Annotated in this window: 20 protein-coding genes and 1 pseudogene; 9 read left to right on the top strand and 12 right to left on the bottom strand. The window is 65.2% G+C overall.

Annotated elements, in window-relative coordinates:
* Positions 1-10 precede the first annotated feature (10 nt).
* From JF66_RS00675 to JF66_RS00640, 8 genes are all read right to left on the bottom strand, one after another.
* Positions 11-559, bottom strand: a complete 549-nt coding sequence (locus tag JF66_RS00675) for a hypothetical protein (RefSeq protein WP_156109591.1) — start codon at positions 557-559, stop codon at positions 11-13.
* Positions 556-777 carry a V-type ATP synthase subunit F gene (locus JF66_RS00670; protein WP_197059272.1) on the bottom strand — a complete coding sequence of 74 codons (222 nt, stop codon included), beginning with the start codon at positions 775-777 and terminating at the stop codon, positions 556-558. Before JF66_RS00670 ends, JF66_RS00675 begins: the two co-directional genes overlap by 4 nt.
* Positions 778-796: 19 nt before the next feature.
* Complete coding sequence (locus JF66_RS00665) at positions 797-1228, bottom strand: ATP synthase subunit C (protein WP_035873840.1); 432 nt, start codon at positions 1226-1228, stop codon at positions 797-799.
* A complete protein-coding gene (locus JF66_RS00660; RefSeq protein WP_081882049.1) occupies positions 1225-2511 on the bottom strand; it encodes a V-type ATPase 116kDa subunit family protein in 1287 nt (428 codons plus the stop codon). The genes JF66_RS00665 and JF66_RS00660 overlap by 4 nt, the downstream gene beginning before the upstream one ends.
* Positions 2512-2530: 19 nt before the next feature.
* Positions 2531-3457, bottom strand: coding sequence for a hypothetical protein (locus JF66_RS00655; RefSeq protein ID WP_035873838.1), 927 nt, complete (start codon positions 3455-3457; stop codon positions 2531-2533).
* Positions 3454-3885 (bottom strand): hypothetical protein, encoded by a 432-nt coding sequence (locus JF66_RS00650; protein ID WP_035873836.1) that lies wholly within the window; start codon positions 3883-3885, stop codon positions 3454-3456. Before JF66_RS00650 ends, JF66_RS00655 begins: the two co-directional genes overlap by 4 nt.
* 148 nt (positions 3886-4033) lie before the next feature.
* Positions 4034-5521, bottom strand: a complete 1488-nt coding sequence (locus JF66_RS00645; RefSeq protein ID WP_051972942.1) for a hypothetical protein — start codon at positions 5519-5521, stop codon at positions 4034-4036.
* A 122-nt stretch (positions 5522-5643) separates the two neighbouring features.
* The gene (locus tag JF66_RS00640; protein WP_035873834.1) at positions 5644-6861 is read right to left on the bottom strand and encodes an acyl-CoA dehydrogenase family protein; all 1218 of its coding nucleotides are present in this window, start codon (positions 6859-6861) and stop codon (positions 5644-5646) included.
* 74 nt (positions 6862-6935) lie between these two features.
* Here JF66_RS00640 and JF66_RS00635 point away from each other — a divergent pair, with 74 nt between their 5' ends.
* Entirely contained in the window at positions 6936-7544 is a 609-nt protein-coding gene (locus JF66_RS00635; RefSeq protein ID WP_035873832.1) for a TetR/AcrR family transcriptional regulator, read from the top strand.
* A 42-nt stretch (positions 7545-7586) separates the two neighbouring features.
* Entirely contained in the window at positions 7587-8093 is a 507-nt protein-coding gene (locus JF66_RS00630; protein ID WP_035873830.1) for a MarR family winged helix-turn-helix transcriptional regulator, read from the top strand.
* Here JF66_RS00630 and JF66_RS00625 read toward each other — a convergent pair.
* Positions 8090-8866 carry an enoyl-CoA hydratase gene (locus tag JF66_RS00625; protein WP_035873827.1) on the bottom strand — a complete coding sequence of 259 codons (777 nt, stop codon included), beginning with the start codon at positions 8864-8866 and terminating at the stop codon, positions 8090-8092. The two genes, JF66_RS00630 and JF66_RS00625, sit on opposite strands and share 4 nt — an antisense overlap.
* 187 nt (positions 8867-9053) lie before the next feature.
* On the opposite strand from JF66_RS00625, the gene JF66_RS00620 reads away from it, so the two are divergent.
* From JF66_RS00620 to pflA, 3 genes are all read left to right on the top strand, one after another.
* Positions 9054-10781 carry an AMP-binding protein gene (locus JF66_RS00620; RefSeq protein WP_035873826.1) on the top strand — a complete coding sequence of 576 codons (1728 nt, stop codon included), beginning with the start codon at positions 9054-9056 and terminating at the stop codon, positions 10779-10781.
* An 82-nt stretch (positions 10782-10863) separates the two neighbouring features.
* Complete coding sequence (pflB, locus tag JF66_RS00615; protein WP_051972941.1) at positions 10864-13131, top strand: formate C-acetyltransferase; 2268 nt, start codon at positions 10864-10866, stop codon at positions 13129-13131.
* 5 nt (positions 13132-13136) lie between these two features.
* Positions 13137-13937, top strand: coding sequence for a pyruvate formate-lyase-activating protein (pflA, locus tag JF66_RS00610; RefSeq protein ID WP_035873825.1), 801 nt, complete (start codon positions 13137-13139; stop codon positions 13935-13937).
* A gap of 78 nt (positions 13938-14015) precedes the next feature.
* On the opposite strand, the gene JF66_RS00605 is transcribed toward pflA, so the two are convergent.
* Positions 14016-14789: a BTAD domain-containing putative transcriptional regulator gene (locus JF66_RS00605; RefSeq protein WP_051972940.1), complete on the bottom strand. Its 774-nt coding sequence runs from the start codon at positions 14787-14789 to the stop codon at positions 14016-14018.
* 266 nt (positions 14790-15055) lie between these two features.
* Between JF66_RS00605 and JF66_RS00600 the strand changes: the two genes are divergently transcribed.
* From JF66_RS00600 to JF66_RS24110, 3 genes and pseudogenes are all read left to right on the top strand, one after another.
* On the top strand, positions 15056-16594 hold the full coding sequence (locus JF66_RS00600; RefSeq protein WP_051972939.1) for a flotillin family protein: 1539 nt from the start codon (positions 15056-15058) through the stop codon (positions 16592-16594).
* 423 nt (positions 16595-17017) lie between these two features.
* Positions 17018-17866, top strand: a pseudogene (locus tag JF66_RS25180) (transglycosylase domain-containing protein); the annotation flags it as partial.
* Positions 17867-18227: 361 nt separating this feature from the next.
* On the top strand, positions 18228-19214 hold the full coding sequence (locus JF66_RS24110) for a penicillin-binding transpeptidase domain-containing protein (RefSeq protein ID WP_081882044.1): 987 nt from the start codon (positions 18228-18230) through the stop codon (positions 19212-19214).
* 9 nt (positions 19215-19223) lie between these two features.
* Here JF66_RS24110 and dnaE read toward each other — a convergent pair whose 3' ends face one another.
* Together dnaE and JF66_RS00585 are read right to left on the bottom strand one after the other, a co-directional pair.
* Positions 19224-22658: a DNA polymerase III subunit alpha gene (gene dnaE, locus JF66_RS00590; protein WP_051972937.1), complete on the bottom strand. Its 3435-nt coding sequence runs from the start codon at positions 22656-22658 to the stop codon at positions 19224-19226.
* A gap of 9 nt (positions 22659-22667) precedes the next feature.
* Positions 22668-22940 (bottom strand): hypothetical protein, encoded by a 273-nt coding sequence (locus tag JF66_RS00585; protein ID WP_035873824.1) that lies wholly within the window; start codon positions 22938-22940, stop codon positions 22668-22670.
* A 167-nt stretch (positions 22941-23107) separates the two neighbouring features.
* On the opposite strand from JF66_RS00585, the gene JF66_RS00580 reads away from it, so the two are divergent.
* On the top strand, positions 23108-24256 hold the full coding sequence (locus JF66_RS00580; RefSeq protein ID WP_231556240.1) for a glycerate kinase: 1149 nt from the start codon (positions 23108-23110) through the stop codon (positions 24254-24256).
* The last annotated feature ends 147 nt before the right edge of the window (positions 24257-24403 follow it).

Below are 24403 nucleotides of genomic sequence, written 5' to 3'. Positions count from 1 at the left end.
CGCACCAGCGTCAGTCTTCACGGGGCGCCTCCGTCTGCGCGGCCCACAGCGAGCGGCCCTCCTGGGACATGGCCGCGGTGGTCGCCAGCGCGAGGACAGGCAATGTCAGGTCGAGGCGCCGTGAACCGGCCTCGGCGACGATCCCGCCGGCCGAGCTCTCGCTCACGACCACCTCCGGCCCCAGAAGGACCCGCGCGTACGCCTCAAGGCCGGAACGGAGGTTGGGGTAGCGCGGATCGTCCCGCAGGGCGGTGGCAGCCAGACTGATCTCCCGGAGGAGCTCCTCCCGCAGAGAGGTCTCCGTCGCCAGGATCATGTCGTGTGCCTGCCGACGGGCCCGCGCCGAGGAGAGAACGGCGGTGGCTCGCGCGGCCGCTTCTCCGTCGGCCCTCGCCCGTGCCCGGATCTGAGTTGCCTCGCTCAGGGCCTGGTCGATCAGGATGCGGGCCTGGTCGCGGGCGGCGGCGGCCAGCGCGGCGGCCGTAGCCTGGGCGGTGGCGAGCATAGCCAGACGCAGTGGCGCGAGCGCCGCGTCCGCCTCGGGGGAGAGTGGCGTCATGACGGGAGCACCACGGTGAGCGGCGCAGGGAGGGAAGCCGTTCGGGTGCCCAGGGCGGCACGCGCCTTGATGGTCAGGATCACGATCCCCGTCTGCGGAGACAGGGCATCCCAGGCGTCGATGACGTCGCCGGTGTTTTCGGCGGTGAGCACTCGAACGCCGGCGAGCAGGAAACCCTGAAGGGCTGCGCGCTCACCAATGGCGGCGACAGTGGTCACGGATGTTTCCATGCGCGCGTCAGGCCCTGCCGATGAGGATGATCGCAATGATCAGGCCGTAGATGGCGATTCCTTCGGCGAGACCCACGACGACCATTGCGCGACCGAAGATCTCGGGGCGCTCGCTCATCGCCGCGAGAGCAGCTGATCCGGTATACGCGACGGCGAACGCGGCGCCGAGTGAGGATCCGGCGACCGCAATCGACGCGGCGATGAGTGCGGAGCTGTCGCTGCCGGAGGACGTCGCGGCCGCCGTGGTCGTCTGCAGGTTTGAGGCGGCTGCGGGTGCGGCATTCCACGCGGCGGCCACCAGGATCAGGGCCCCCGCCATGATCGCCGCATTGATACCCACGAGCACCGTGAGGCCAGACCTGCGCCGTCGTTTCAGAAGCAGGAGTGCACCGACCGTCGCGAGGAGAAAGAACGGGATTGTACCGAGCCAGATATTCACGTGGGTGGCCTTTCGATGGGACTCGTAGGGTGGTGGTCCGAACCGACCTCGGCAAGGTCATTCGTGAGGTCGGGGGCCCAGGGGCGGAAGGGCTGTCCTTCCGACTGAAAGATTCGAGAGAACAGCTCGTAGTATTCGAGTCGCAAAGCTTGGACACCGGATACGAGGGCTTCGAGCGCAAAGGTCAGGACGTTGCCGACGAGGAAGATGACGATGGCCGCCAGAGCCCCCCAGCCGGGAGACCACAGTCCGGTTGTGGCGGTCCACACCACCGCGAGCAGAGCCGCGTGGGTGAGCCCGAACGCGGCAAGCCGGGCAAAGGACACCACGTTGGACCCCAGGCGGATCACCGCGTCGACGAGCTCGATCCCCGCCTGCACGACTCCGGTGGCGCCACCCCCGGCCTCGACGAAGAACCCGATGAAGATGAAGACCAGCGCTGCTGCCGCCAGAACGGCCGAAACGCCCATCATGATGCCGAATCCGGCCACGGCGCCCCAGACGAGCAACCCCAGAGAAAGGAACAGGACGGAGCCCGCGACCCCGGAACTGGCATAGAGCGCAAAGCCCCAGCCGCCCTCCCTGACGCGGTTGATGGTGCCCAGGGCGTAGGCGCCGGCCAGGAGTATCGCCCCGAAAATCACGGCGGTGGTGAGCACCGGGATGGGGTTGGAGAGAGGGTCCAGCCACAGAACCGGGATGAGGCCCGTCGGGCCGAAAGCCTGTCCATACAGTGCACCGAAGATCATGGCGGCCAGCCCGGCGCCGGCCACGAACAGCCAGGCACGCTTGAGATTCCGCAACCTGCGGATTTGCCCGCTGCCCAGGATAAGGCCGATCACGAGCAGGATGGCACCGTGTCCCAGGTCGCCGAACATCATCCCGAACATGACGACGTAGGCCAGCCCGGCCAGACGAGACGGGTCGACGTCGGCATACGGCACCGTGCCGTACGTGTCGACGAGCGTGCGAGACATCCCTCCGCCGGGTTTTCCGGCCTGCAGGGTGGGCGGCTGAATACCGCGCGGGCGCGCCAGCGGTACCACGGCGGCGTCGAGGGCCGTGAGGCTGTCGGTCAGTGGGACGAGATCCCGCACGGGGGTCCACCCGACCCAGCCGACGTTCCCGTCGGAGGCGACGGCCACACCGATCACGCGCTCCATTTCTTCGAGGCCCTCTGCGGCGGGGACGGGCAGGTCCAGTTCCACAACGCCGCTCTGGGCGACGGCTGTGAGAACCTCACGTGAACGCTCCCGCGGGGCCACGATTGCCACACGTCTCATCTGGAGCGGGCTCAACGACTCACGCCACGGCATTGAGCACCTCGCTCGATCCGGCGCCGCGGTCGGCCGCGAACAGGGCAGCTCGCAGACGCCAGGAATCGCTCTGCAGCACGGTCAGGCTGGCGAGCACGGTGTCTGGCCCGGCGGGCGACACCCGGAGCATTCGAAAGGCGTCGTCTTCCATACGCAGGCGACAGCGCACTTCTGCCCGCCAGAGCTCATCCGGATGGTCGAGGCCGTCCAGAAGCTTGCGGGCCGTCGGTGGCAAGGCAACTTTCATGTCGGCCATGGTCGTCGCTGACTCCCATGCGGTTCCCAGCAGGGGGCGAACCCAGTGACGGAAACGAGACGAGGGCACGGACCGATCGACGAGAACCATCCTGGCCCCGCAGAGTCCGACCGCCATTTGCGCCCACGGCCGGGACGCTGGTGCGGCGCTCGCCAGTCGGCTGAGCCACGTGACCGTGAGAACGTCCGCCAGGGACGTCTGGCCGTCGGTGCCCGCATCACCCCAGGGTGTGAGGCGCAACCCGTCTCGAAGCTGTGCGGTCGATTGCGCGTTCCGCAACCGCGGCCACGCCGTGGAGAGCACACCAAGGTCGAAGTACTCGGGCGTTTCAGCGGCCGATGTGAACGTACCCTCGAGGGCCAGAATATTGTCGCGTTCGAAGCCCGCGGCCAGCGCGCGCACGAGTCGCGTGCCGCTGGCCGGAAGCCACCCGGCCAGGACCCGCAGTTGCCATAAGACGGTGTTCTGCGTGGCGCGCTCGTATTCGACCGGCGAGGTGCACGCGGCGAGCCTCTCGCCATACATGGTTCCGGACAGGAGCGCCAGCGCAGGCGCTGGAGACGTGTGCATGCTGATGGTGTGGCACAGACCCGCACCGACGCGGCGCTCGGCCATGGATCTGGCGCGCACGGATGCCGCAATCCAGCCGGCACTCATGCGCCGGCCAGCCGCTCGGCCACCAGCCTGTCGATGATGGTCTCGACGACGCGCGGCAGACGCGAGCGGCCGGCTCGTTGGAGATCGGCGCTCCTCCGGCTCGCCTCGTCCATTATCTGGGCGTCCCGCTCAGCGGCATCGCCGAGAACGCGTACCGCGGCCGCGGCCTGCTCTGCACTGACGTCCAGTCGTGCCTGGGCGATGATGCCCGCCGCCCGCTCACGCGACTGGCTGACCGTCCGATCCGCGTCTCGCCGGGCCGCCTCGACGATCCGACGACAGGCGTCCGCATCAGCGGCGAGCGCGGCGAAGACCTGAGCGAGCTCGACCTCGACCCCGGGGATATCCGCCGCGGGTACCCCGACAGGGGCCCCGGGGCCGGGTGCGCCGACCGGACGAAACCGGTCAAGAAAATTCGACCCTGCCATGAGACTCCCCGAGTGGTGGACGCATGCTGACAGTGGGAGTGTAGACCGACGAACCAAGACGTGCCAGCTCAAGCAGGAACGGACAGACCCCGGTCGGCGACCGTTGGCCCCCGGGTCGGGGCCTCTCCCGGATCCACGATGAGCCCGATCAGTCCTGGTCGTTCCGGCTGCGCGCGTCCGAGGACGCGAGACGGTGCACGGCGGCGAGTGGCACCGGGAGCCAGCTGGGTCGATTGCGGGTCTCGTACACGGTCTCGTAGACGGCTTTGTCCAACTCGAATGCCTCCAAAAGCGGGTCGTGATCGTCGACCGTGAGGCCGGAGCCCCGGGAGTACCCCTGCAGCACGGCGCGTCGCGCGGCCGCAGCCCAGGTCGCGATGCGTGCGGGATCGAGCTCCGGATGGTCGCGGGTGACAGTTGCGGCGACGTATGAGAAGGACCGAAGCAGGCCTGCCACATCCCGGATCGGCACATCCGGCTGGTCTCGTTCGGCGAGTGTTCGCATCGGTTCTCCCTCGAAGTCGAGGAGAATCCAGCCGCGGCCGGGCACGTCCAGGACTTGCCCAAGGTGCAGGTCGCCGTGGATGTGTTGCAGCCGCGGCCAGGCAACCGTGAGGGCGCGCGCGAAGATGTTCTCGACATCCGTGCGGATCCCGGCGAGGTCGGGCACGTCTGCGGTGGCGCTGCGAAAGCGGTCGAGCATGGCCGCGACCATCGCGACCATGATGCGAGGGCTCGCGACGAGAGTGGGCATGGCTTCGGCGAGATCGGTGTGCACCTCGGCGACTGCTTCTCCGAGCCGCCGGGCCCGTTCTGTGAAGTCCTCCCCGGCGGCGGCCGCGAGCAGGGCCGTTCGCCACGCATCCGACACGTCGGGGAAGAATTCCTGAGCGAAGGCCAGATGGCCGAATGCACGGCCGTCCGGTCGCAGACGGTCGGGCCACTCGGCAGCCAAATAGCCGACCGGCTCGGGAATGAATCGCGAGTCCGCGCGCGCCAGCGCCGATTGCACCACGACGTCCGGGTTGGCTCCGGGGTTAATGGTGCGGAAGATCTTGCAGATGACCGGTCGGGTGCGTTCGATCCCGTTGTCGGCGAGGTCCAGAATGACGGAAGTGTTCGATTGTTCGCCGACCAGAACCCGACTGGCGACCACCGTGGGGTGGGCCGAGACGACGCCGACCCCCGCAATCCGCTCACCGCGCACCGTGGTGGGCGCATTCACGTCGACGTATTCGGGAAAGGTTTCCTCCTGCAGCATGAAACGCAGAAGAGCGCTCGCGTACGCCGGGTCATGCGGTGCGTCGTAGACATATCGGGGGGTCCCGTCGGCACTGTGCACGATCGCGATCAGGGCCCCTTCGAGGGTCGGCACCGCTAGGGAGCGTATGGTGAGCGGAACCTGGTGGAGCGTGCGCTCGTCACCGTCAGCATTGCGCACCAGAAGGGTACGAATCTCCACCCCCGGATCGGGATTCGCCAGCGTCCACTGTGCCACTATGTGAAGCAGCGGACTGCGGCTGGATCCCGAATACCACCGCTGGGCCATCAGCCATCGGTTGAGGTATTCGGGGGCCGGTTCGTCATGAGGTTCGCGGCTGTCGTCCCACGATTGCGGGCTGTTCTGGTCACTCATGCGGACATCGTACGCGGGGAATGCAGTGTGCTCACAGGGCCCGTGGACCCTAGTCGGCCCGTCGGCAGGTTTTTATCCAGAGGGCCAGAGTGGGAGGCTCCCACGCGGATGCGCTGAGCTGTCTAGGCGATCGCCGAGATTCCGGTAACGGCCCGACCGACGAGAAGAGCATTAATCTCATAGCTGCCCTCGTAGGAGTAGATCGCTTCGGCGTCGGCGAAGATCTTGGCCATCTCGTAATCCGTGCTGATGCCGTTTCCGCCCAGGATCCCGCGACCGAGGGCCACGGTTTCGCGCATCCGGGCCGTGCAGGTGGATTTTGCGAGAGCGGCCTGATCCATGGTCAGTCGGTCTGTCTCCTGCAGACGTGCCATTTGAACCATCAGCGTGAGGCACAGCGTCGCGTTGCCGATCATTCGTGCGAGCTGTTCCTGAATGAGCTGGAATGCCGCGATGGGCCGTCCGAACTGTTGGCGTTCGAGAGCGTAAGCGCGGGCAACGTCGAATGCGGCGAACTGCTGGCCGACGGCCTGCCAGGACACCCAGACACGTGAATTACGCAGCAGTACGTTCGTGTCCCGAAAGCTATTCGTGCCGGGGAGCCGGTTGCCGAGCGGAATCCGGACATTCTCGAGGCGGATGTTCGCGTTCTGGACGATGCGCACGGCGATTTTGTTCTCTATGGTCGTCGTGCTGAAACCGTCACATTCTTTCTCGACGATGAAACCCTTGATCTGGCCGTCGGCGGTGTCCCTGGCCCAGACGAGCACGTAGTCGGCCATCGCGGCATTGCCGATCCAGCGCTTCTGGCCGTTGAGCACCCATTCCGACCCGTCGAGGGTGGCCGTCGTTTCCATCTCACGAGAGATATCCGACCCGTGCAGCGGCTCGGTCAGTGCGAAAGCCCCGACCTTCTTCAGCGCGAGCAGATCGGGGAGCAGTCGCTCCCTCTGCTCGTGGGAGCCGAGTTGTTCGATCGAAGCCGCAAACAGCTCGTGGTGCACGCCGAAGAAGGTGGAGATGGAGGTGTCGGCGCGGGTCAGCTCAAGTTGCAGGAGCCCGGTCAGCAGGTGGCTCGTCGTGCGGGAGCCGATGCCGCTCAAATTCTGAGCGGCCAGTTTCGGCAACAGCTCGAACGGAAACTCGGCCCGGTTCCAGTATTCGACCGCGATCGGGCGCACTTCCGTCTGAAAGAAGGTGCGCGCGTCGGCGAGGCGCCGCTGTTCGTCCGTCGAGAGCAGGTCCGTGACGAAGAGCAGGTCGCCTGTCGGATAGGGCGTTTCTTCGGTCGATTCCGGCAGGGGGTCGGGAGCGGCCGGGGTGGTGCGGTTGAACGTCATTGTCTACCTCGCGCGGATTATTGGTACGATTTCGAGTACGAGCGTACACCACAAGTTTCGAGAGGGTTCATGGAATGAGCACACCTGTTGCGGTCCGGCAGTCGCGTCAACGGTGGTCGGCTCGCCAGGACCAACTCTTCGGCCAGCTCGTCGAGCTCTTCCTGCGGGAGGGGTTTTCGGACATCACCCTGGCCGCGGCGGCACACCGGCTGCACTGCTCCAAGTCCACGATCTATTCCTTGGCGAGCAGTCGAGAGCAGCTCGTGCAGAAGGTCGTGGTGTTCTTCTTCAAGGGCGCTGCCGAGCGCGTGGAGCGCAAACTGGACGGCACCAGTGAGCCGACCGATAGGATCGCGGCCTATCTGCGCGGCGTCGGCGACGAGCTTCGACCCGCGTCCGCTGCCTTCATCGACGACGTGGCGGCCTTTCCGCCAGCGAACGCCATCTACGAGCGCAACACCCAGTTCGCCGCCGCCCGTGTCCATGACCTGATCAATGACGGCGTGCGAGAAGGTAGATTCCGCCACGTGCCCGCGGCGTTCATCGCCGAAGCGGTATCGGCCGTCATGGTGCGCATCCAGCAGCGTCATATCTCCGACAGCACGGGATTGACCGCCGCCGAGGCGTATGACGAACTGGCCGCCCTCGTCGTCAATGGAATTCGAGTGCACGACCGTGCGTGAGAAGATGAGGCTGACCATCGTGGCTAGAGCACAGGAGACAACGTGAACGCGTCACCCCTGCCGGTAGACCCGATTGCGGAGGCCCGCCGCCAGTGGGTGGAACATGGGTGGGCGGATGCCGCCGACGGAATGGCCGCGGTGACCGCCGTCATGCGCACCCAGCAGATCATCCTCGCTCGGATTGAGGCAGTTCTGAAGCCGCTTGGCGTCACCTTCGCTCGGTATGAGCTCCTGACGCTGCTGAGCTTCACCCGGAACGGCGCCCTCCCCATGAACAAGGCGAGTGCTCGGCTTCAGGTGCACCCGACGAGCGTGACCAACGCGGTGGACCGCCTTCAGGCATCCGGATATGTGCGACGTGTGGCGCACCCCAGCGATGGGAGGGCTACGCTCGTGGAGATCACGACCGCCGGTCGCGCCGTGGTGCTCGCCGCCACGGAGCGCCTCAACTCAGAGGTGTTCGGCACTCTGGGGCTGACGTCGACCGACGTCGAAAGCCTCATCGGCATCCTGGCCGACTTTCGCCGGGATGCCGGAGACTTCGCTTAGCGGTTGGTGAAGGTGGGCACTCGCTTCTCCACAAAGGCGGCCATTCCCTCTTTCTGATCTGCCGTGGCGAAGGTCGAGTGGAAGAGACGACGTTCCAAGCGGACGCCCTCGGCAAGGGTGGTCTCAAAGGCAGCGTTAACCGCCTCCTTGGCCAGCATCGCGATCGGCAAAGAGCGGCCGGCGATTGCGGCGGCCGTGGTGAGGGCATCGGTGAGCAGATCAGCGGCGGGTACAACCCGTGACACCAGGCCGCAGCGTTCGGCTTCGTCCGCCGCCATGGTGCGACCGGTCAGTATCATCTCCATGGCTTTCGCCTTGCCGATGGCCCGGGTCAGCCGTTGTGATCCGCCGATGCCGGGAATGACCCCCAGTTTAATTTCGGGCTGGCCGAACTTTGCGGTATCGGCCGCGATGATGAAGTCGCAGATCATGGCGAGCTCGCAGCCTCCACCCAGCGCGTGCCCGGCCACGGCCGCGATGACCGGGGTTCGCACGGCGGCGAGGTCGGACCAGCCGGCGAACCAATCCGCCGCGTACATGTCCATGTAGGTCTGTGGGGCCATCTCCTTGATGTCCGCACCCGCGGCAAAGGCCCGTTCGGAGCCGGTAATCACAATCGCCCCGATGTCACTGTCGCGATCGAGGTCTGTCGCCGCGGTGACGACGTCGCGCATGAGCGCATCGTTGAGAGCGTTGAGCGCTTCGGGACGATTCAGCGTAATGAGGCCGACTCGGCCGCGACGTTCCAGCAGAATGTTGTCGTAGGTATCCATGCGGTGTCTTCCCCCTCGGGTGGTGCGGTGGGTGTGGCCCGGTACGGAGGCCGTGCCTGTTCACCCAACGTACTAGGAAGTCCTAGTAATCCCTAGCTCTTTACGAGTAGGTTGAACCGATGACCAGTGTCGGAGGCCGCGTCACAGCCGATGTCGGCAGCCGTTCACCCCCAGGAGATGAAACATCATGACCTACGCCCCAGGCACGTCCGCGAGCACGACGACCAGTACCGAGAATTACCGGGCCGCGCGTGATCAGCTGCTGCGACTGCGCGAGGGGCACGTGCAGGCATCGGCTGAATTTGTCTGGCCGGATGTCGGCCCCAACTTCAACTGGGCGGTGGACTGGTTCGATGTGATCGCACGCGGTAACGACCAGATTGCGCTCTGGATCGTTGAGGAGGACGGTCGCGAACAGAGAATCAGTTACGCGGAGATGTCCCGGGTCTCCGATCAGGTTGCCACCTGGATGACGCAGATCGGTATCCGGCACGGCGACCACGTGATGCTCATGCTCGGCAACCAGGTCGAATTGTGGCAGGCGATGCTCGCCATCATGAAGATTGGTGCGGTCATCATGCCCACGTCGACGGTGCTGGGTGCCGCCGATCTCGAGGATCGGATCATTCGCGGTGGAGTCGACCATGTGCTGGCGAATGGAATCGACGCCGACAAGTTCGACGGCATTCCTGGTACCTACTCGCGAATCTGTGTGGACGGGGCGGTGACCGGATGGCTGAACTTCTCCGACGCCTATCTGGTCGTTCCCGAGGCGATACAGGCTGTTGTCGGTTCCCACGACCCGTCGCTCGTCTACTTCACCTCCGGCACGACTACGAAGCCGAAGATGGTCATGCACACCCAGACCTCGTATCCGGTCGGTCACCTGTCGACCATGTTCTGGCTGGGACTCCGGCCCGGTGACGTGCACCTGGCCATCAGCTCCCCGGGCTGGGGCAAGCATGCCTGGAGCAGCTTCTTCTCACCGTGGATCGCCGAGGCGACGGTCTTCGTCTTCAATTACGCGCGTTTCGACGCCAAGGCGCTCCTTGCTCAGCTGGAGAGGGCCGGAGTCAACACGTTTTGTGCCCCGCCGACGGTCTGGCGGATGCTCATCCAGGTCGACCTGACCGCTAAACCGTCGGGAATGCGCGAGCTTCTCTCAGCTGGCGAACCACTGAACCCGGAGGTGATCCGGCAGGTCGAACAGCACTGGGGACTGACCATTCGGGACGGCTTCGGGCAGACCGAAACCACGGCGACGATCGGCAACGCTCCGGGCTCGCGGCTGAAAGCAGGTTCGATGGGCATGCCGCTGCCCGGCGTGACCGTGCAGCTCATCGACCCGATCACGGGTGACCTCGCTGACGAGGGCGAAATCTGCCTCGATCTGTCCGCGAAACCGGCCAACCTGATGGCCGGTTATCACGGCGACCCGGACGGGACGTCCGAGGCGACCCGTGATGGGTATTACCACACGGGGGACGTGGCAAGCCGGGATGCCGACGGCTACATCACCTTCATCGGCCGAACGGATGACGTCTTCAAGTCCTCGGATTACAAGGTCTCCCCGTTCGAGGTGGAGAGCGTGCTGCTGGAGCACCCCGCAGTCGCCGAGGCGGCCGTTGTGCCGGCCCCGGATGAGACACGCCTGAACATCCCCAAGGCCTATATCTTTCTGGCCGAGGGCTGGGAACCCACGAGCGACACCGCCCTGGCGGTGTTGAGTCATGCCCGCAGCAACCTGCCGGCCTATATGCGCGTACGCCGGGTGGAATTCTTTGAGCTCCCGAAGACCAGCTCGGGCAAAATCCGCCGAGTCGAGCTTCGGGCGAGGGAAGACGCCGCTGCGGCCGCCGGGGCCACGCTGCCGGACGAGTGGCGCGACGACCACTTCCCCGAGCTCAAGCGGTAGACGTTCGTCTGCGCGGGCGGAGGGGGGAAAAAGGGACCATCGGCCCGGTGACAGGGGAATATCAGGCGTCTAGCATTTAAGTATGACCATCACCGAGGGCATTCGCAGCGCAACACACGACGCACCAACGGCCTGGGCCGGCTTTGCCGCAGGGCCGTGGCAGCGCGGGATCGATGTGCGGGATTTCATCCAGCGCAACTACACCCCGTATGAGGGCGATGCCGCTTTCCTCGCGGGGCCCACTCCCCGAACCCTGGGGATCTGGAAGCGCCTCACCGCTATGTTCCCGGACGAACGTGCCAGGGGCGTCTACGACGTGGATGCCACGACACCCGCATCGATCACGGCCCACGCCCCCGGGTACATCGACCGGGACAACGAAATTATCGTGGGCCTGCAAACGGATGCCCCGCTCAAGCGAGCGATCATGCCGTTCGGTGGTTGGCGGATGGTCGCGACCTCCCTCGAGACCTACGGCTACCCCGTATCGCCGGAACTCGAAACGATCTTCACGCACTACCGCAAGACCCATAACGACGGTGTCTTCGACGTCTACCCACCCGCCGTCAAGCGTGCCCGCCACAGTCACCTGATCACCGGGCTACCGGACGCCTACGGTCGCGGGCGCATCATCGGCGACTACCGCAGGGTGGCGCTCTACGGAGTCGATGCCTTGATTGCGGCCAAAGAGAGTGAGCGGGCCGAGCTGGATCTCGACTTCTCCACGGACGACATCATTCGGGCGCGCGAGGAGAATTCCGAGCAGGTGCGGGCGCTCCGCGAGCTCGTGCAGATGGCTGAGGCGTATGGGTTCGACATCCGGCGCCCGGCACGTGATGCGCGTGAAGCCGTGCAGTGGCTCTACTTCGCCTATCTGGGCGCGGTCAAGGAGCAGAATGGCGCGGCGATGTCCTTCGGACGCACCGCGGCCTTCCTCGACACCTATATTCAGCGTGATCTGGACTCCGGGGTCCTGGTGGAGCTCGGCGCTCAGGAACTCATTGACGACCTGGTCATCAAACTCCGCATCGTTCGATTCCTGCGCACGCCGGAATACGACGAACTGTTCTCGGGGGACCCGACATGGGTCACCGAGTCGCTCGGCGGCATCGGGCTCGACGGCAGGACGCTCGTCGTGAAGACCGCCTTCCGCTTTCTCCAAACGCTCTACAACCTCGGCCCGGCCCCCGAGCCCAACCTCACAGTGTTGTGGGCGTCGACGCTGCCGGAGGGTTTCAAGCGGTTCTGCGCACAGGTGTCGATCGACACCTCGGCAATTCAGTATGAATCCGACGATCTGATCCGGGACGCCTGGGGCGACGACGCCGCCATCGCCTGCTGCGTCTCGCCCATGCGCGTGGGCAAGCAGATGCAGTTCTTCGGCGCCAGGGTGAATATCGTGAAGGGACTGCTCTATTCACTCAACGGCGGCCGCGACGAGCTGACCGGAGAGCAGATAGCACCGGTAACGCCGGCCAACACCGCCGAGGTTCTCGACTACGACACGGTGTGGTCTGCCTACCTCAGCACCCTCGAATGGCTGGCCGAAACGTACGTGGATGCGCTGAACTGTATCCATTACATGCACGACAAGTATTCCTATGAGCGACTCGAGATGGCGCTGCACGACGGTGATGTTCTCCGCACCATGGCCTGCGGAATCGCCGGTCTCAGCGTGGCCGCCGATTCCCTGTCGGCCATCAAGTTCGCCACCGTTCGTCCGGTGCGAGACGCGACAGGCCTCATCGTGGACTACAGCATTGAGGGCGAATACCCGTCGTTCGGTAACGACGACGACCGTGTCGACTCGATCGCGGTCAGGATCGTGGAGGAATTCATGGACATGCTCCGGGAACACCCCACGTATCGCAACGCGGTTCATACCCAGTCGGTCCTGACGATCACGTCCAACGTGGTCTACGGCAAGAAGACGGGAAACACCCCCGACGGCCGGCGTGCTGGTGCGCCGTTCGCTCCCGGTGCCAATCCGATGAACGGCCGCGACCGGCACGGGATGCTCGCGTCGGCGCTCAGCGTCGCCAAGATCCCCTACGCCGAGGCCCAGGATGGGATTTCGCTCACCACCACCGTGGTGCCCGCCGGGCTCGGACACACCCCGGACGAGCAAGTTGCCAACCTGGTCGGGCTCATCGATGCGTACACGCTCACCGACGGGTACCACCTGAATATCAACGTGCTGAGTCGTGAAACCCTCGAGGACGCGATGGAACACCCCGAGAAGTACCCACAACTCACGATTCGGGTGTCCGGCTACGCCGTGAACTTCGTTCGTCTCACTCGGGAGCAGCAGCGGGACGTGATCAGCCGCACGTTCCACGCCGGAGTGTGATCGGGATGGCACCGAGCCACCCCGTTGCCGTGGAGCTGACCGACAGGCACCATCGCGCGCTTGCCTTGGCTAACGACGGCGCGACCGGGAGCGTGCACTCCTGGGAACTGGTCACGGCCGTCGACGGTCCCGGAACACGCCTCACCATCTTTCTCTCCGGATGCCTGCTGCGCTGTCAGTACTGCCACAACCCGGACACGTGGAAGCTGCGCGATGGCCGGGTGACCACCGTCGAGGAGATCATGGATCGCATCCGGCGGTATCAGCGGGCCTTTGTCGTCACGGGTGGAGGCGTGACGGTGTCAGGGGGAGAGCCCCTCATGCAATCGGCGTTCGTCGGCAGGATTTTCGCCGAGTGTCGGCGCCTCGGGATCCACACGGCCCTCGACACCTCGGGGTACCTGGGGACACGGGCGTCTGACGATCTGCTCGATGACACCGACCTTGTTCTGCTCGACGTGAAGTCGGGCCTGCCCGACACCTATCGAGAGGTGACGGGCCGGGAGCTCGCACCGACGATCGCGTTCGGTGGTCGCCTGGCGGAACGGGGCACAGCCGTCTGGGTCAGGTTCGTGCTGGTGCCGGGGCTGACCGATGCCCGAGACAATGTGGAGGCCGTCGCAGACATCGTGCAACGCTGGCCGAATGTGGAACGGGTGGAGGTGCTGCCCTTTCATCAAATGGGAGAAGACAAGTGGCACCGGCTGGGCCTGACGTATCCGTTGCACGGAACGCGCCCGCCGGACGATGCGCTGCTCGAACGGGTTCGGCAGCAATTTCGAGCACGAGGGCTCACCGTCTTCTGACGAACGGTTTTGCGTGGTCTCGTCAACTCCTGAGTCACGAGTCCCTCGTCGCGCCTCGACCGGCGGGGGCGGCGGGGCCTAGCGGGCGCCCAGCGCGCGCGGGGCTGCTCGCCGGCTCTCCGCTGTGTTCGAGCTCAGGGTTGCAGCGGACGGTAACTCGCGCCTGAGCAGGGCAGCGAAGTGTGGCGACGGCGAAACGCCGAGTTCGCGCTGGAGGGTGGCGGAAAAGTCCTGATGGGTGCGCACCGCCGACGCACGGTCGTCGGCGGCGAGATAGGCGCGCACCAGAAGGAGTTGCACACTCTCGCGGAGCGGCTCGACAGCCGCTGCCGCCCGCGCCGCGATCAGTGCGTGACCGGTGTCTCCGTGCGCGAGGTAGCGTTTGGCGACCACCTCGAGGGCGTCGACCCGTTCATGTATGAGCAGTTCCTGCTCGCAGACAACCCAGTCTTCGTACCAGCCGGGTAGGAGGTCGGCGGTGCGGAGCTGTTCCATCGTGCTGATCGGTATCACGGTGTCCCGTGAATCCAGGATGGTCCCGATCAGGCCGCGGAGCCGGTGCACGTCAACGGCGACATCGTCGTGCAACCGGAGCGGCTCGGTCGCGCACAGGAGAGATGGGAGCTCATGCGAAATGCGGAACAGACCCGCGCGCAGGTTTCCGGCCGCCCGCATTTCGGAACCGTCGGGCCAGAGCATGGTGGCGATGAAGTGCCGCGGTCTCACTCCCAGCAGGGCCAGTGAGGTGATGACACGCTGCTGACGCGCGCCGACGTCGACGGGTTCGCCGTTGCGTGTGAGCTGCCAGTACCCGAGAAGGGTCAGGCTCCACGGGGGAACAAGAGGTCGCATTGTTGCCCTCCTCGCATGGAGTGCCGAGTAGAAAACCCCGGGTCGTGAGCGCACGCGGGCGCTCCGTGTACGTGCGCTACGGACAGAATGGCCACTGACGCGCTCCTTGTCAATACGCGGCGGGGCCCAATCCGCGCGTCGACGCCCTCAGCCCTGCACGGGGGTCAGCCGAGCCACGCGTCTGCGAGACTGGACGCGTAACACCGCGCCCCGGTTCGACCGACCGACGCGTGTCAGACTCGCGCTTCGGCGCCGGAAGGACCACCATGTTCGACGTGTTCAGCAGTCCGCTTCCCGGAATTATTGTGACTATTGTCGCGGTCCTGGTTGTCGCCCTCATCTACGCCCGCACGATCTACAAGAACGCCGGACCCGACGAAGCGCTGATCATCACGGGCAAGAAATCGCGCAAGACGATCGTCGATGGCGCCACACTCGAAGAATCGGGCCAGCGGGTCGTGCACGGCCAGGGCGTATTCATCACCCCTTTCTTCCAGAAGGCATTCAAGATCAGCCTGCGAAGCCGCGCTATTGAGATCACGGCCGTTGCCCAGGACCGAAACGGAATCACCCTGTCTGTTGAGGCGGTCGCCATCGTCAAGGTCGGAGACTCGCCGAAGTCCATTCGAGCCGCGGCCCAGCGGTTCCTTGGCCAGGACAAGAACATCGACGGCTTCGCGCAGGAAGTCCTGAGCGGTTCCCTGCGCTCGTCGATCGGCGCTACCGATGTGATGACCGTCATTCAGAAGCGAGATGAACTCGGCTCCGCAGTGCTCGCCACCGCCCGCGAATCCCTCGCCAACCAGGGTCTCGATGTCGACTCCTTCGAGATCAAGGGCATCACAGACGAGAACGACTACATTCGCGACATCGGTCGAGCGGAACAGGCCAAGGTTCGTCGTCAGGCCGAGGTCGCTGAGCACTTCGCGAATCGTGAGTCGCAAGAGGCGTTGATCACCGCCGAGCAGGCCATCGCGGAGGCCCAGAACACTCTGGCTCTTCGTCGGGCCGCGCTCCAGCTCGACACCGACAAGGCGGCCGCAGAGGCCGCCGCGTCTAAGCCGCTTGCAGAGGCGAAGGCGCAGCAGGCGATCGTGCAGGAGCAGGAACTGACCGCGCAGCGGCGGGCGAGCCTGCGCAAGGCCGAACTCGAATCCGAGGTGAACGCGATCGCGGACGCGGATGCGTACCGAATCCGAGTGACAGCGCTGGCCGCAGCCGAGGCGTCAGTCGCAAAGGCGAGAGCGGAACGTGACAGCCGTGTCGCGAATGCCGAAGCCACGCGTGCGGAAGGCCAGGCCGAGGCCGACGCCATCCTTGCTCGCGGTACGGCTGAGGCGACTGCCACCCGTCTGTCGGCCGAGGCAGTGGCGGAGCAGTCTGAGGCGCTGATTCAGCTGCGACTCGTCGAGATGTTGCCGCAGATCGCTCACGAACTTGCCGCCCCGATGTCCAACATCGACCAGCTCACAGTGATCTCCACGGACGGTGCAAGCCAGCTGAGCAAGAACGTCGCCTCGGGTTTCTCCGAGGTTGACGCGGTGCTCAACTCCACCATGGGGCTGGGTATCAAGGACCTCCTCGGCGGGTTGGTCGGCGGTACCGCTGTCGGAGCGGCACTGGCCAAGACTCCCGCGCAGAAGTCACCCGCCGTGCCGGATCTCGTGGAGCCGGCATATGCGGAGGCCGACGGCCCCTCGGCCGAGGACATCGACCTCGACGTGCTCGCGGCCAACGTCGGCGCCGATGCGGCGGATGCCGCTCGCCACGCCGCGGCCGGGTTCGTAGGTGGTCTGAAGAAGTAGGCTCACCCGGCCGCGCGGGACGGTCCGTGCGCGAGGGCTGAGCCCTGCCGGATGGGTGGCCCAGGTGGACCGCCCATCCCGTGGTAGCAGGCCCTGTCCCATGTGCGGCTACGTTCCGGTGCTGAAGCCCGGAGCGACCGCTGTGGCCTGCGGGAACATCATCATGCATCACGGGGACGACGGGGCTGCGCCTCGCTCTCCGGCCACCGCCTGCGTACGGGCGTGCACAGGCAGGCCCGGTCGCGGGCCGGGAATCGTTGTCCAGATCGCCCCTGCGCACTCCGGTCTCCCACCGTGGCGGAGCGGCGGGGGGCTTCACGCCGAGGACCGCAATAAAGATGAAACATTTCGAGCGGCGCGCCACTAGCGATTCATGCGATCTTGTTGTTCTATAGAGCCCACGAGGGGGATAAGGGAGCAATCATGGTCACCAGTGCGACGTCCCCTCCTGAGTTTTCGGAGCGCCGAACTCTTGCGGGCATCGCGAGTGGGGTGCTGGGATTCGTCGCCATGAGCGCTGTCGTGGGCATACTCGTCACGGCGAGCGTGGCGCCCGTTCTGGCTGTCTCGGCTCTGGCAGCGACCAACACCATCAACGTGTTCGAGGGGCTTCCTTCCTTCGTGACCATTGACGCGCTCTCGCAGAAAAGCAACATCTATGCCGTGCAGACGGACGGAACGCCGGTGCTGTTGGCGTCCTTCTACGACCAGAACCGAATCGAGGTGGGGTTTGATGCGATCAGCCCCTACGCCAAGGACGCGGCCATCGCGGGTGAAGATCCTCGGTTCTATGAGCACGGTGGAATCGATCTGCAGGGAACGCTCCGCGCGACGGCGTCGACGGTGTCGGGCGGAGCCACCCAGGGCGGATCATCGATCACGCAGCAATACGTCAAGAATGTGCTCATTCAAAAATGTGAGCTGATCTCCGACGCCGCGAAGCATGACGACTGTTATGCCCAAGCTACCGAGACGACCCCGGAGCGCAAGCTGAAGGAAATGCGCCTCGCCATCGGGGTGGAAAAGGCCATGGGCAAGAACGATATTTTGCGCCAGTACTTCAATATCGCCGGTTTTGGTGGCACGGTCTACGGCATCGAGGCCGCTGCAAACTATTACTACAACACGACGGCGGCGAATCTGACGCTCGCTCAGGCGGCGAGCCTCGTCGCGATCGTGAACAATCCGGTGAAATTTCAGATCGACAAGCCGAACAGTGTCTCCAACGGAGCCGCAAACGGATACGCGGCCAACAGGCAGCGCCGTGACTACCTGCTGGGAGCCATGCTCAAGTACGACAAGATTTCTCAGACGGACTACGACGCCGCGATCGCGACTCCGATCGAACCCGTCATCACTGAGCCAGTACGGGGTGCCAGACAGCTCTGGCCAATGCCTACTTCTGCGACTATGTCACGAAGATTCTGCAGAATGACCCTGCTTTCGGCGATGATGGCGCGGCGCGCATGCTCAACTTCCGCCGCGGCGGCTACGACGTCTACACGACCCTGGACCTCGACATCCAGCAGGCGGCCGTGGCAACGATGGACGCTCAGGTGCCGAAGACCTTCGCGAAGCCGATCTGGGTGCGGTGATCTCGAGTGTGCAGGTCGGCACGGGACGGGTGCTGGCCATGACGCAGAACAAGGATTACAGCCAGGATCCCGCCGTGCAGGCGACCGGGGCCAACTACACCGGTATCAACTACAACACGGATTACGCCTATGGCGGTTCGAGCGGTTTTCAGCCTGGTTCGTCGTACAAGGTTTTCACCCTGGCTGAGTGGCTCAAGGAGGGACACCAGCTGAGCGAACGCGTGGACTCACGACGCAAATCGAACTGGGGCACGTTTCAGGACAGCTGTCTGGGCCCGCAGAATTATGACAGTCAACGCTGGAACCCGCGGAACGACCAGAACGAGCCCGGGGGAAACTACACGGCCCTCGAGTCCACCGTACGGTCGATCAACACGGGTTTCATCGGCATGGCCAAGAGACTGGACCTGTGTGGGATTCGGAAGACGGCCGAGAGTTTCCTGGTTCATCGGGCCGATGGCAAACCTCTGTCGCAGACCGCTGCTACGGTGATCGGCACGAACGAGGTGGCGCCGCTCACCATGGCTGTGGCGTTCGCGGGCATCGCGAACAAGGGAGTGACCTGCAGCCCGATTGCGATCGACAGGATCGTGGGTCCGGACGGCACGGAACTGCCGGTTCCAAAATCAGAGTGCGCCGCGTCCGTTGACCCGCTCGTCGATGCGGGGATGACCTACGGGATGCGACGCGTGATGACCAAGGGCACGGCGCAGCAGTCCAATGCCGCGACGAAGCCGTGGGTGCCCATGATCGGTAAGACCGGAACCACGGATGGTGCAAAGAACACCTGGATGAGCGGCGCGAGTTCCAAGGTGGCCACCGTGGTCGCGGTTGTCAGCCTGTCGGGTAGTGTCAACCAGCGTCGCCTGAATTTTCCGAGCGGTCCGGTTGCCACGGCACGGCACCGCATGTGGCCTGCCGTGATGTCAGTGGCGAACGCAAAATACGGCGGCGATGACCTGGTTGAGGCGGGCGGTCCCGGCTCGGCGTCGCCCTCGCCCCGGCCCGTTGCTCCCGCGCGGTAGCGACCCGGATCAGGCGCGTCGGGTAGAACGGAACTCCAGCAGGGTGCCGGGCGCGATCGTGACATCGGCGAGTTCGCGCGTGTGGCGTTCCCGGACTTCCCGTGCGACATCGAAGAGGTCCCAGAGGTTTTCTCCCGTGACCGAGACTCCCTTCGCTCCCGAGCGGCGGGTGTGGCCGCGCACGAGCATGTAATTGGTCTGGAAGACTCGTCCGCCCACGCGTTCCTGCGCATCATGGAAGAACACGACATTCGATACCGGGCCGGTGCCGTCATCGAGGCTCACGAACACGACACGTCGTCCACCGCGCATGGGCGGGGTGTTCGTGGCCCGTCGTACGCCGGCGATGAGCACCTCGGTGCCGCCGGGGAGGGAACCGAGCGCGGAAGCCGGAGTGACGCCCAGCTCGGCAAACAGTGCATGGAACCTGGTCATCTGGTGGTCAGAAACGGCGAGGTTCAGATCGAGCAGCTCAAGGTCTGTTTGCGTTCGTCCTCGCAGCTCGAGAGACGTCACGGCTGCCGCCTTGTCCCCGTTGTTGCCACTTCCATAATTGTGCACCGGCAATTCGACATCGAAAGCGAGTTGTTCGGCCGTGATTGCGACGGCTGTACCGCGCAAGGACTGGATGTGGGCGAGGAGCTCGTGGCGTCGTGTTCGGTCATAGTCGATGAAACAGTCAAGTGCGCCGACCCGGGCGAGTGCCTCGAAGGAACGCCGGCGAGGTCTCACCCTGTCGCGAAAGTCTTGCAGTGAGCTGAACGGTTGATGTCGGACAATGCGGGCACGCTCCGTTTCGTTGCTTCCGACCAGCTCAGGCAGTGCAAGCCGGATGCCCTGGCTTCCGTCGGGGAGCGCCTCAACTCGATAGTCGAGCGCGCTTCGCTGCACATCGAGGCCCAACACCGGTACCCGCAGGGTTCGCGCCTCCGCCACCAGCAGGTCTTTCGGCCACATGCCGGGATCATGCGTGAGTAGACCGGCCAGGAACTCCGCCGGATGATGGGTCTTGAGCCACGCGGATTGATAGGTGGGCAGGGCGAATGCGGCTCCGTGAGCTTTGGCGAAACCGAAGCTGCCGAATCCGGCGAGCACGGTCCACACTCGATTGATGACGTGTTCGGGGAACCCGCGCAGAAGTGCTCGCTCGCGAACGAATGCCTCGATGGCGGGAAGCTCCTCGGGCTTACCCAGATGGCGACGGAAAACATCCGCTTTGCCGAGCCCGCAGCCGGTCAGCTCGTCGAACAGGCGCATGACCTGCTCGTGGAAGATGACGACGCCGTTGGTTTCTTCGAGGATGTGCCGAAAACGCGGGTGGAGATAGTCGGGTGCTGTCTCGCCGTGCCGGGCCTGCAAATAGGTGAGTGGCATGTTGTTCTTCATGGGGCCGGGCCGGAACAATGATATTTCCACGGTCAGGTCGTTGAACACCTCTGGCTGCAGCTTGCCCACGAGCTCCATCTGGCCCGGTGACTCGAGTTGGAAGATGCCGAGGGTGCGGGTGGACCGGATGAGCTCGTACGTTCCAGGGTCGTCGAGAGGAATCCTGTCAAGGTCGATACTCTCCCCGGTGAGTCGTCGGTGTTCTTCGACGGCGTGGGCCATGGCCGATTGCATGCGCACGCCGAGAATGTCGAGTTTGATGAGGCCCATCGGGTCCATGTCGTGCTTGTCGAACTGCGACATCGGCAGTCCCATGCCCGAGGCCTGCACCGGGGTTCGGTCAAGCAGGCTCGCGTCGGAGAGGATGACCCCGCACGGATGCACCGAAATATGCCGGGGGAGGCGGTCGAGCCGTGCCGTGAGGTCGACGAGGAGATCGAGTTGCTGCGATTCACGTACCTCGGTGGCGAGTGCGGCGAGCTCGGGCTTCTCCTCGAGGGCGCGGCGGAAGTCGCGGGCGTTGAACCGCCACATCTGTTTGGCGATCGAGGCGATCTGGTCGTCCGGCAGGCCCAGAGCGAGGCCGGCGTCACGCACAGCCCCGCGCCCACGGTATGCATTGGTCATCGACATCAGGGAGACGCGGTCGCTGCCGAACGTCTCGAATATTTTTCGATAGATGTCGTGACGACGAGCCGACTCAACATCAAGGTCGATGTCGGGGAGCGTCTGCCGTTCCGGCGAGAGGAAACGCTCAAAGAGCAGACCGTTCGAGATGGGTTCGACGGACGAGGTGCGAAGCGCGTAATTGAGCACGGAACCTACGCCCGAACCGCGCGCCTGAATGCGAATTCCCATGTCGCGGATGATGTCGGCGACTCGGGCCACTGTGAGGAAATAGCTCGCGAAACCCAGGTGCTCGACCGTCTTCATCTCCCGGGCCAGCTGTGCGTGGGCGGCGTCCATGGTCGCCGTACCCGTGCCGGAGTACAGATCCGTGATGCCGTGCCGGGCCCGGTTCCACAGCTCGTGCACCGGATCACCGGTGACGCCGATGATCCGAGCTTCGGGCATGCGGGGGCGGCCAAGGCCGATATCAGTGTGCGGATCGAGGCCGCACTGATCGGCGAGTCGAGCCGTATCGTAGAACAGGCGTTCGAGTGCGCCGTCCTCGTGTGATCCGGCATCCACGACCATGCGCGCGACCTGATGCATGGCCGCGGTCGGTTTGAGCCAGGCTTGTCCGTTGGTCTGCAGCGTATCGCGGGTTTCGAGCTCGGCGAGGGGGGTGAGGTGTCGGGCGGCGTCGGCCAGATCGGCGGTGACGGCATCTCCTGCCGTCCCATAACGCACCGCGTTGGAGAGCACCGCGGGCAGGCCGGAATGCTCGGCGAGGGACAGCATCCGAGTGGCGGGGGCGACGCTGCCGGGGGTGCCGGGTTCGGCCAAATGGCACACGATCTCAAGTTGGATCGAGTGCGCCGGCATCACCCGCAGCCAGGCGGTGAGGCGCACCTGGGCATCGGTGCTGTCGCGCTGTTGGATGGCGACGCCCACGTCTGAGGACGGTCCCAACAGAACGGTCAGGGACCGCAACTCGGCCAGTTCGGCGAGGTGCGCCCGAGAGATGCTCGGGGTCATGCCTGCTCTGGCCCGGCCGGCGGCACTGCTGTTGTGGCCGGCGCCGCTGTGGTGTCTGGCACTGCTGAGGTGGCTAGCGCTGCTGTGGTGGCTAGCGCTGCTGCTGTGGCTAGCGCTGACGGCGCGGCAGAGAGCGGCATACCCGCGGCCGCTGTTATTGCCGTGCGCGAGCACCACGACCCGTCCGAGGGAACGGTACTCGTCGTCATGGACAGCCAGGTCTGCGCCGAGCCCTGCCCTGATACCGGCGGCAACGCAGGCTCTCAGGTGTTTGACTGCGCCATACAGGCCATCGACATCAGTGCTGGCGAGAAAGGTTGCACCCTGTTCGGCCGCCTGCTCGACGAGGGACTCGGGAAGGGTGACTCCGTAGTGGGTGGAGTAGGCGCTCGCAACGTGGAGGTGGGGGAAGGACATCGTTCCTGCTCACCCCCAGTCCAGAGCGAGCGTCCAGGCACCATCGGCACCGCGGCGTAGATCATAACGGTGCTGTTCCTCACCTCCGCGTGACGCATCGAGACGCCACAGCTCGGTGTCGATTCGGGTGGGGGAGCCGGCATTTTCCCACCAGCTGGTTCGTTTGAAGACGGCTTGGGGCTGCCCGATAACGGTGTGTTCGAACCGGTTCCACACGAATGCGCGTGGGTCTCCCTCGCTCGTGAGCTCTACGTCAACCGGTGCGTCAATAATCTGCGGCATGGCCGGACTCCTCACTCGAAAATAGAATAAATGTTCTATAGGAAAAGTGTATGCCACCCCGCCGACACTCGCCAGAGCTTGCTGAGGAAAAGGTTCGTCCCGGCCAAAGCTTTCGGTTCGTCGAGCCTCCGGACGTCGCCGGTGAGAGAGTGAAATAGCCTGAAGGCATGAGTACTCCCGCGGCGATGACGCCGCTCACCGTGGTCGTTGCGCCCGATTCGTTCAAGGGCAGTTTGAGCGCCGCCGAGGCCGCGGCCGCCATGGCCGAGGGAGCCCGAGCGGTTTTCGGTCCTGACGCCGTCATCGTGCAGTGCCCCATGGCCGACGGCGGCGAGGGAACCCTCGACGCCGTGCTGGCTGTCTGGGGCGTGCCGGCCCGAACGCTGTCTACCGTCGACGCGCTCGGCAGGCCCCGACAGGCGCGGGTCGGAATATCGTCCGACGGCCGAACCGCCGTCATTGAGGCTGCCGAAGCCAACGGGTTGCCAGACGTCTCGGACGTCGAGCTGGAGCCCCTCCGCGCCGACAGCTTCGGTGTCGGGATCCTCGCACACGATCTGCTCGATCAGGGCGTCGACGAGATCCTGCTCTGCGTGGGAGGGTCGGCCAGTACCGACGGGGGAACCGGCCTGCTCAGCGCGCTCGGCGTGGCGTTCCTTGACCACGCCGGACAGGTCGTCCCTCCCGGAGGGGCCGGTCTCGGCGCCATCCGCGCGATCGACGTATCCGGCCTGCATGAGCGGGCCCGTCGTGTGCGGTGGCGTCTGGCCGTCGACGTCAGCAATCCGCTGTGCGGTGAGCAGGGGGCGGCATCCGTGTTCGGACCGCAAAAGGGCGCTTCCGCGGCCGATGTGCACGTGCTCGATGCCGGCCTGGCCCATCTCTGCGCCGTGGTTGAGCGCGCCACCGGGCTCAGCATGCTCGACAGGCCCGGCGCCGGTGCCGCCGGCGGCATGCCGGCCACGCTCGTTCCCCTCCTCGGGGCCGAGATGATGCCCGGTTCGACGATGGTGGCGGATGCCGTCGGACTGGCCGACCGATTGGCCGGCGCGGACCTCGTGCTCACCGGGGAAGGTCGTTTCGACTCCCAGTCCCTCGCCGGCAAGGTCGTCGACGCGGTCACCCGGCTCTCGCCGACCGCGGCCCGGGTGATCGTGATCGCGGGCAGCGTCGGGCTGTCGTCCGACCAGACCCGAGCGGCCGGTCTCACGGCGGCCTTCTCCATCGCAAACGGCCCAGCCTCCCTCGCGGAACTTCAGCGAAACGCCTTCGACCGCGTTCGTGACGTCACAGCGCAGGTCTGCGCAATTCTCTAATGTCCGATCGGGGCGATGGACAGCGCTCAGGGCGGACCGCGCAGCGCCCATCCCCGTTGTATGTGCAGGAGCTGGGAATCACGTCGCGGGCACGTGATCCCCCCATATAGTTGCGTTGTAGTGCTCCAACTAGATCAATCACATGTT

This window comes from Cryobacterium sp. MLB-32, assembly GCF_000738085.1.
GTDB lineage: Bacteria > Actinomycetota > Actinomycetes > Actinomycetales > Microbacteriaceae > Cryobacterium.
Note: the sequence above shows the minus strand (reverse complement) of the source record. Positions and strands in the feature narration are given on the sequence as shown.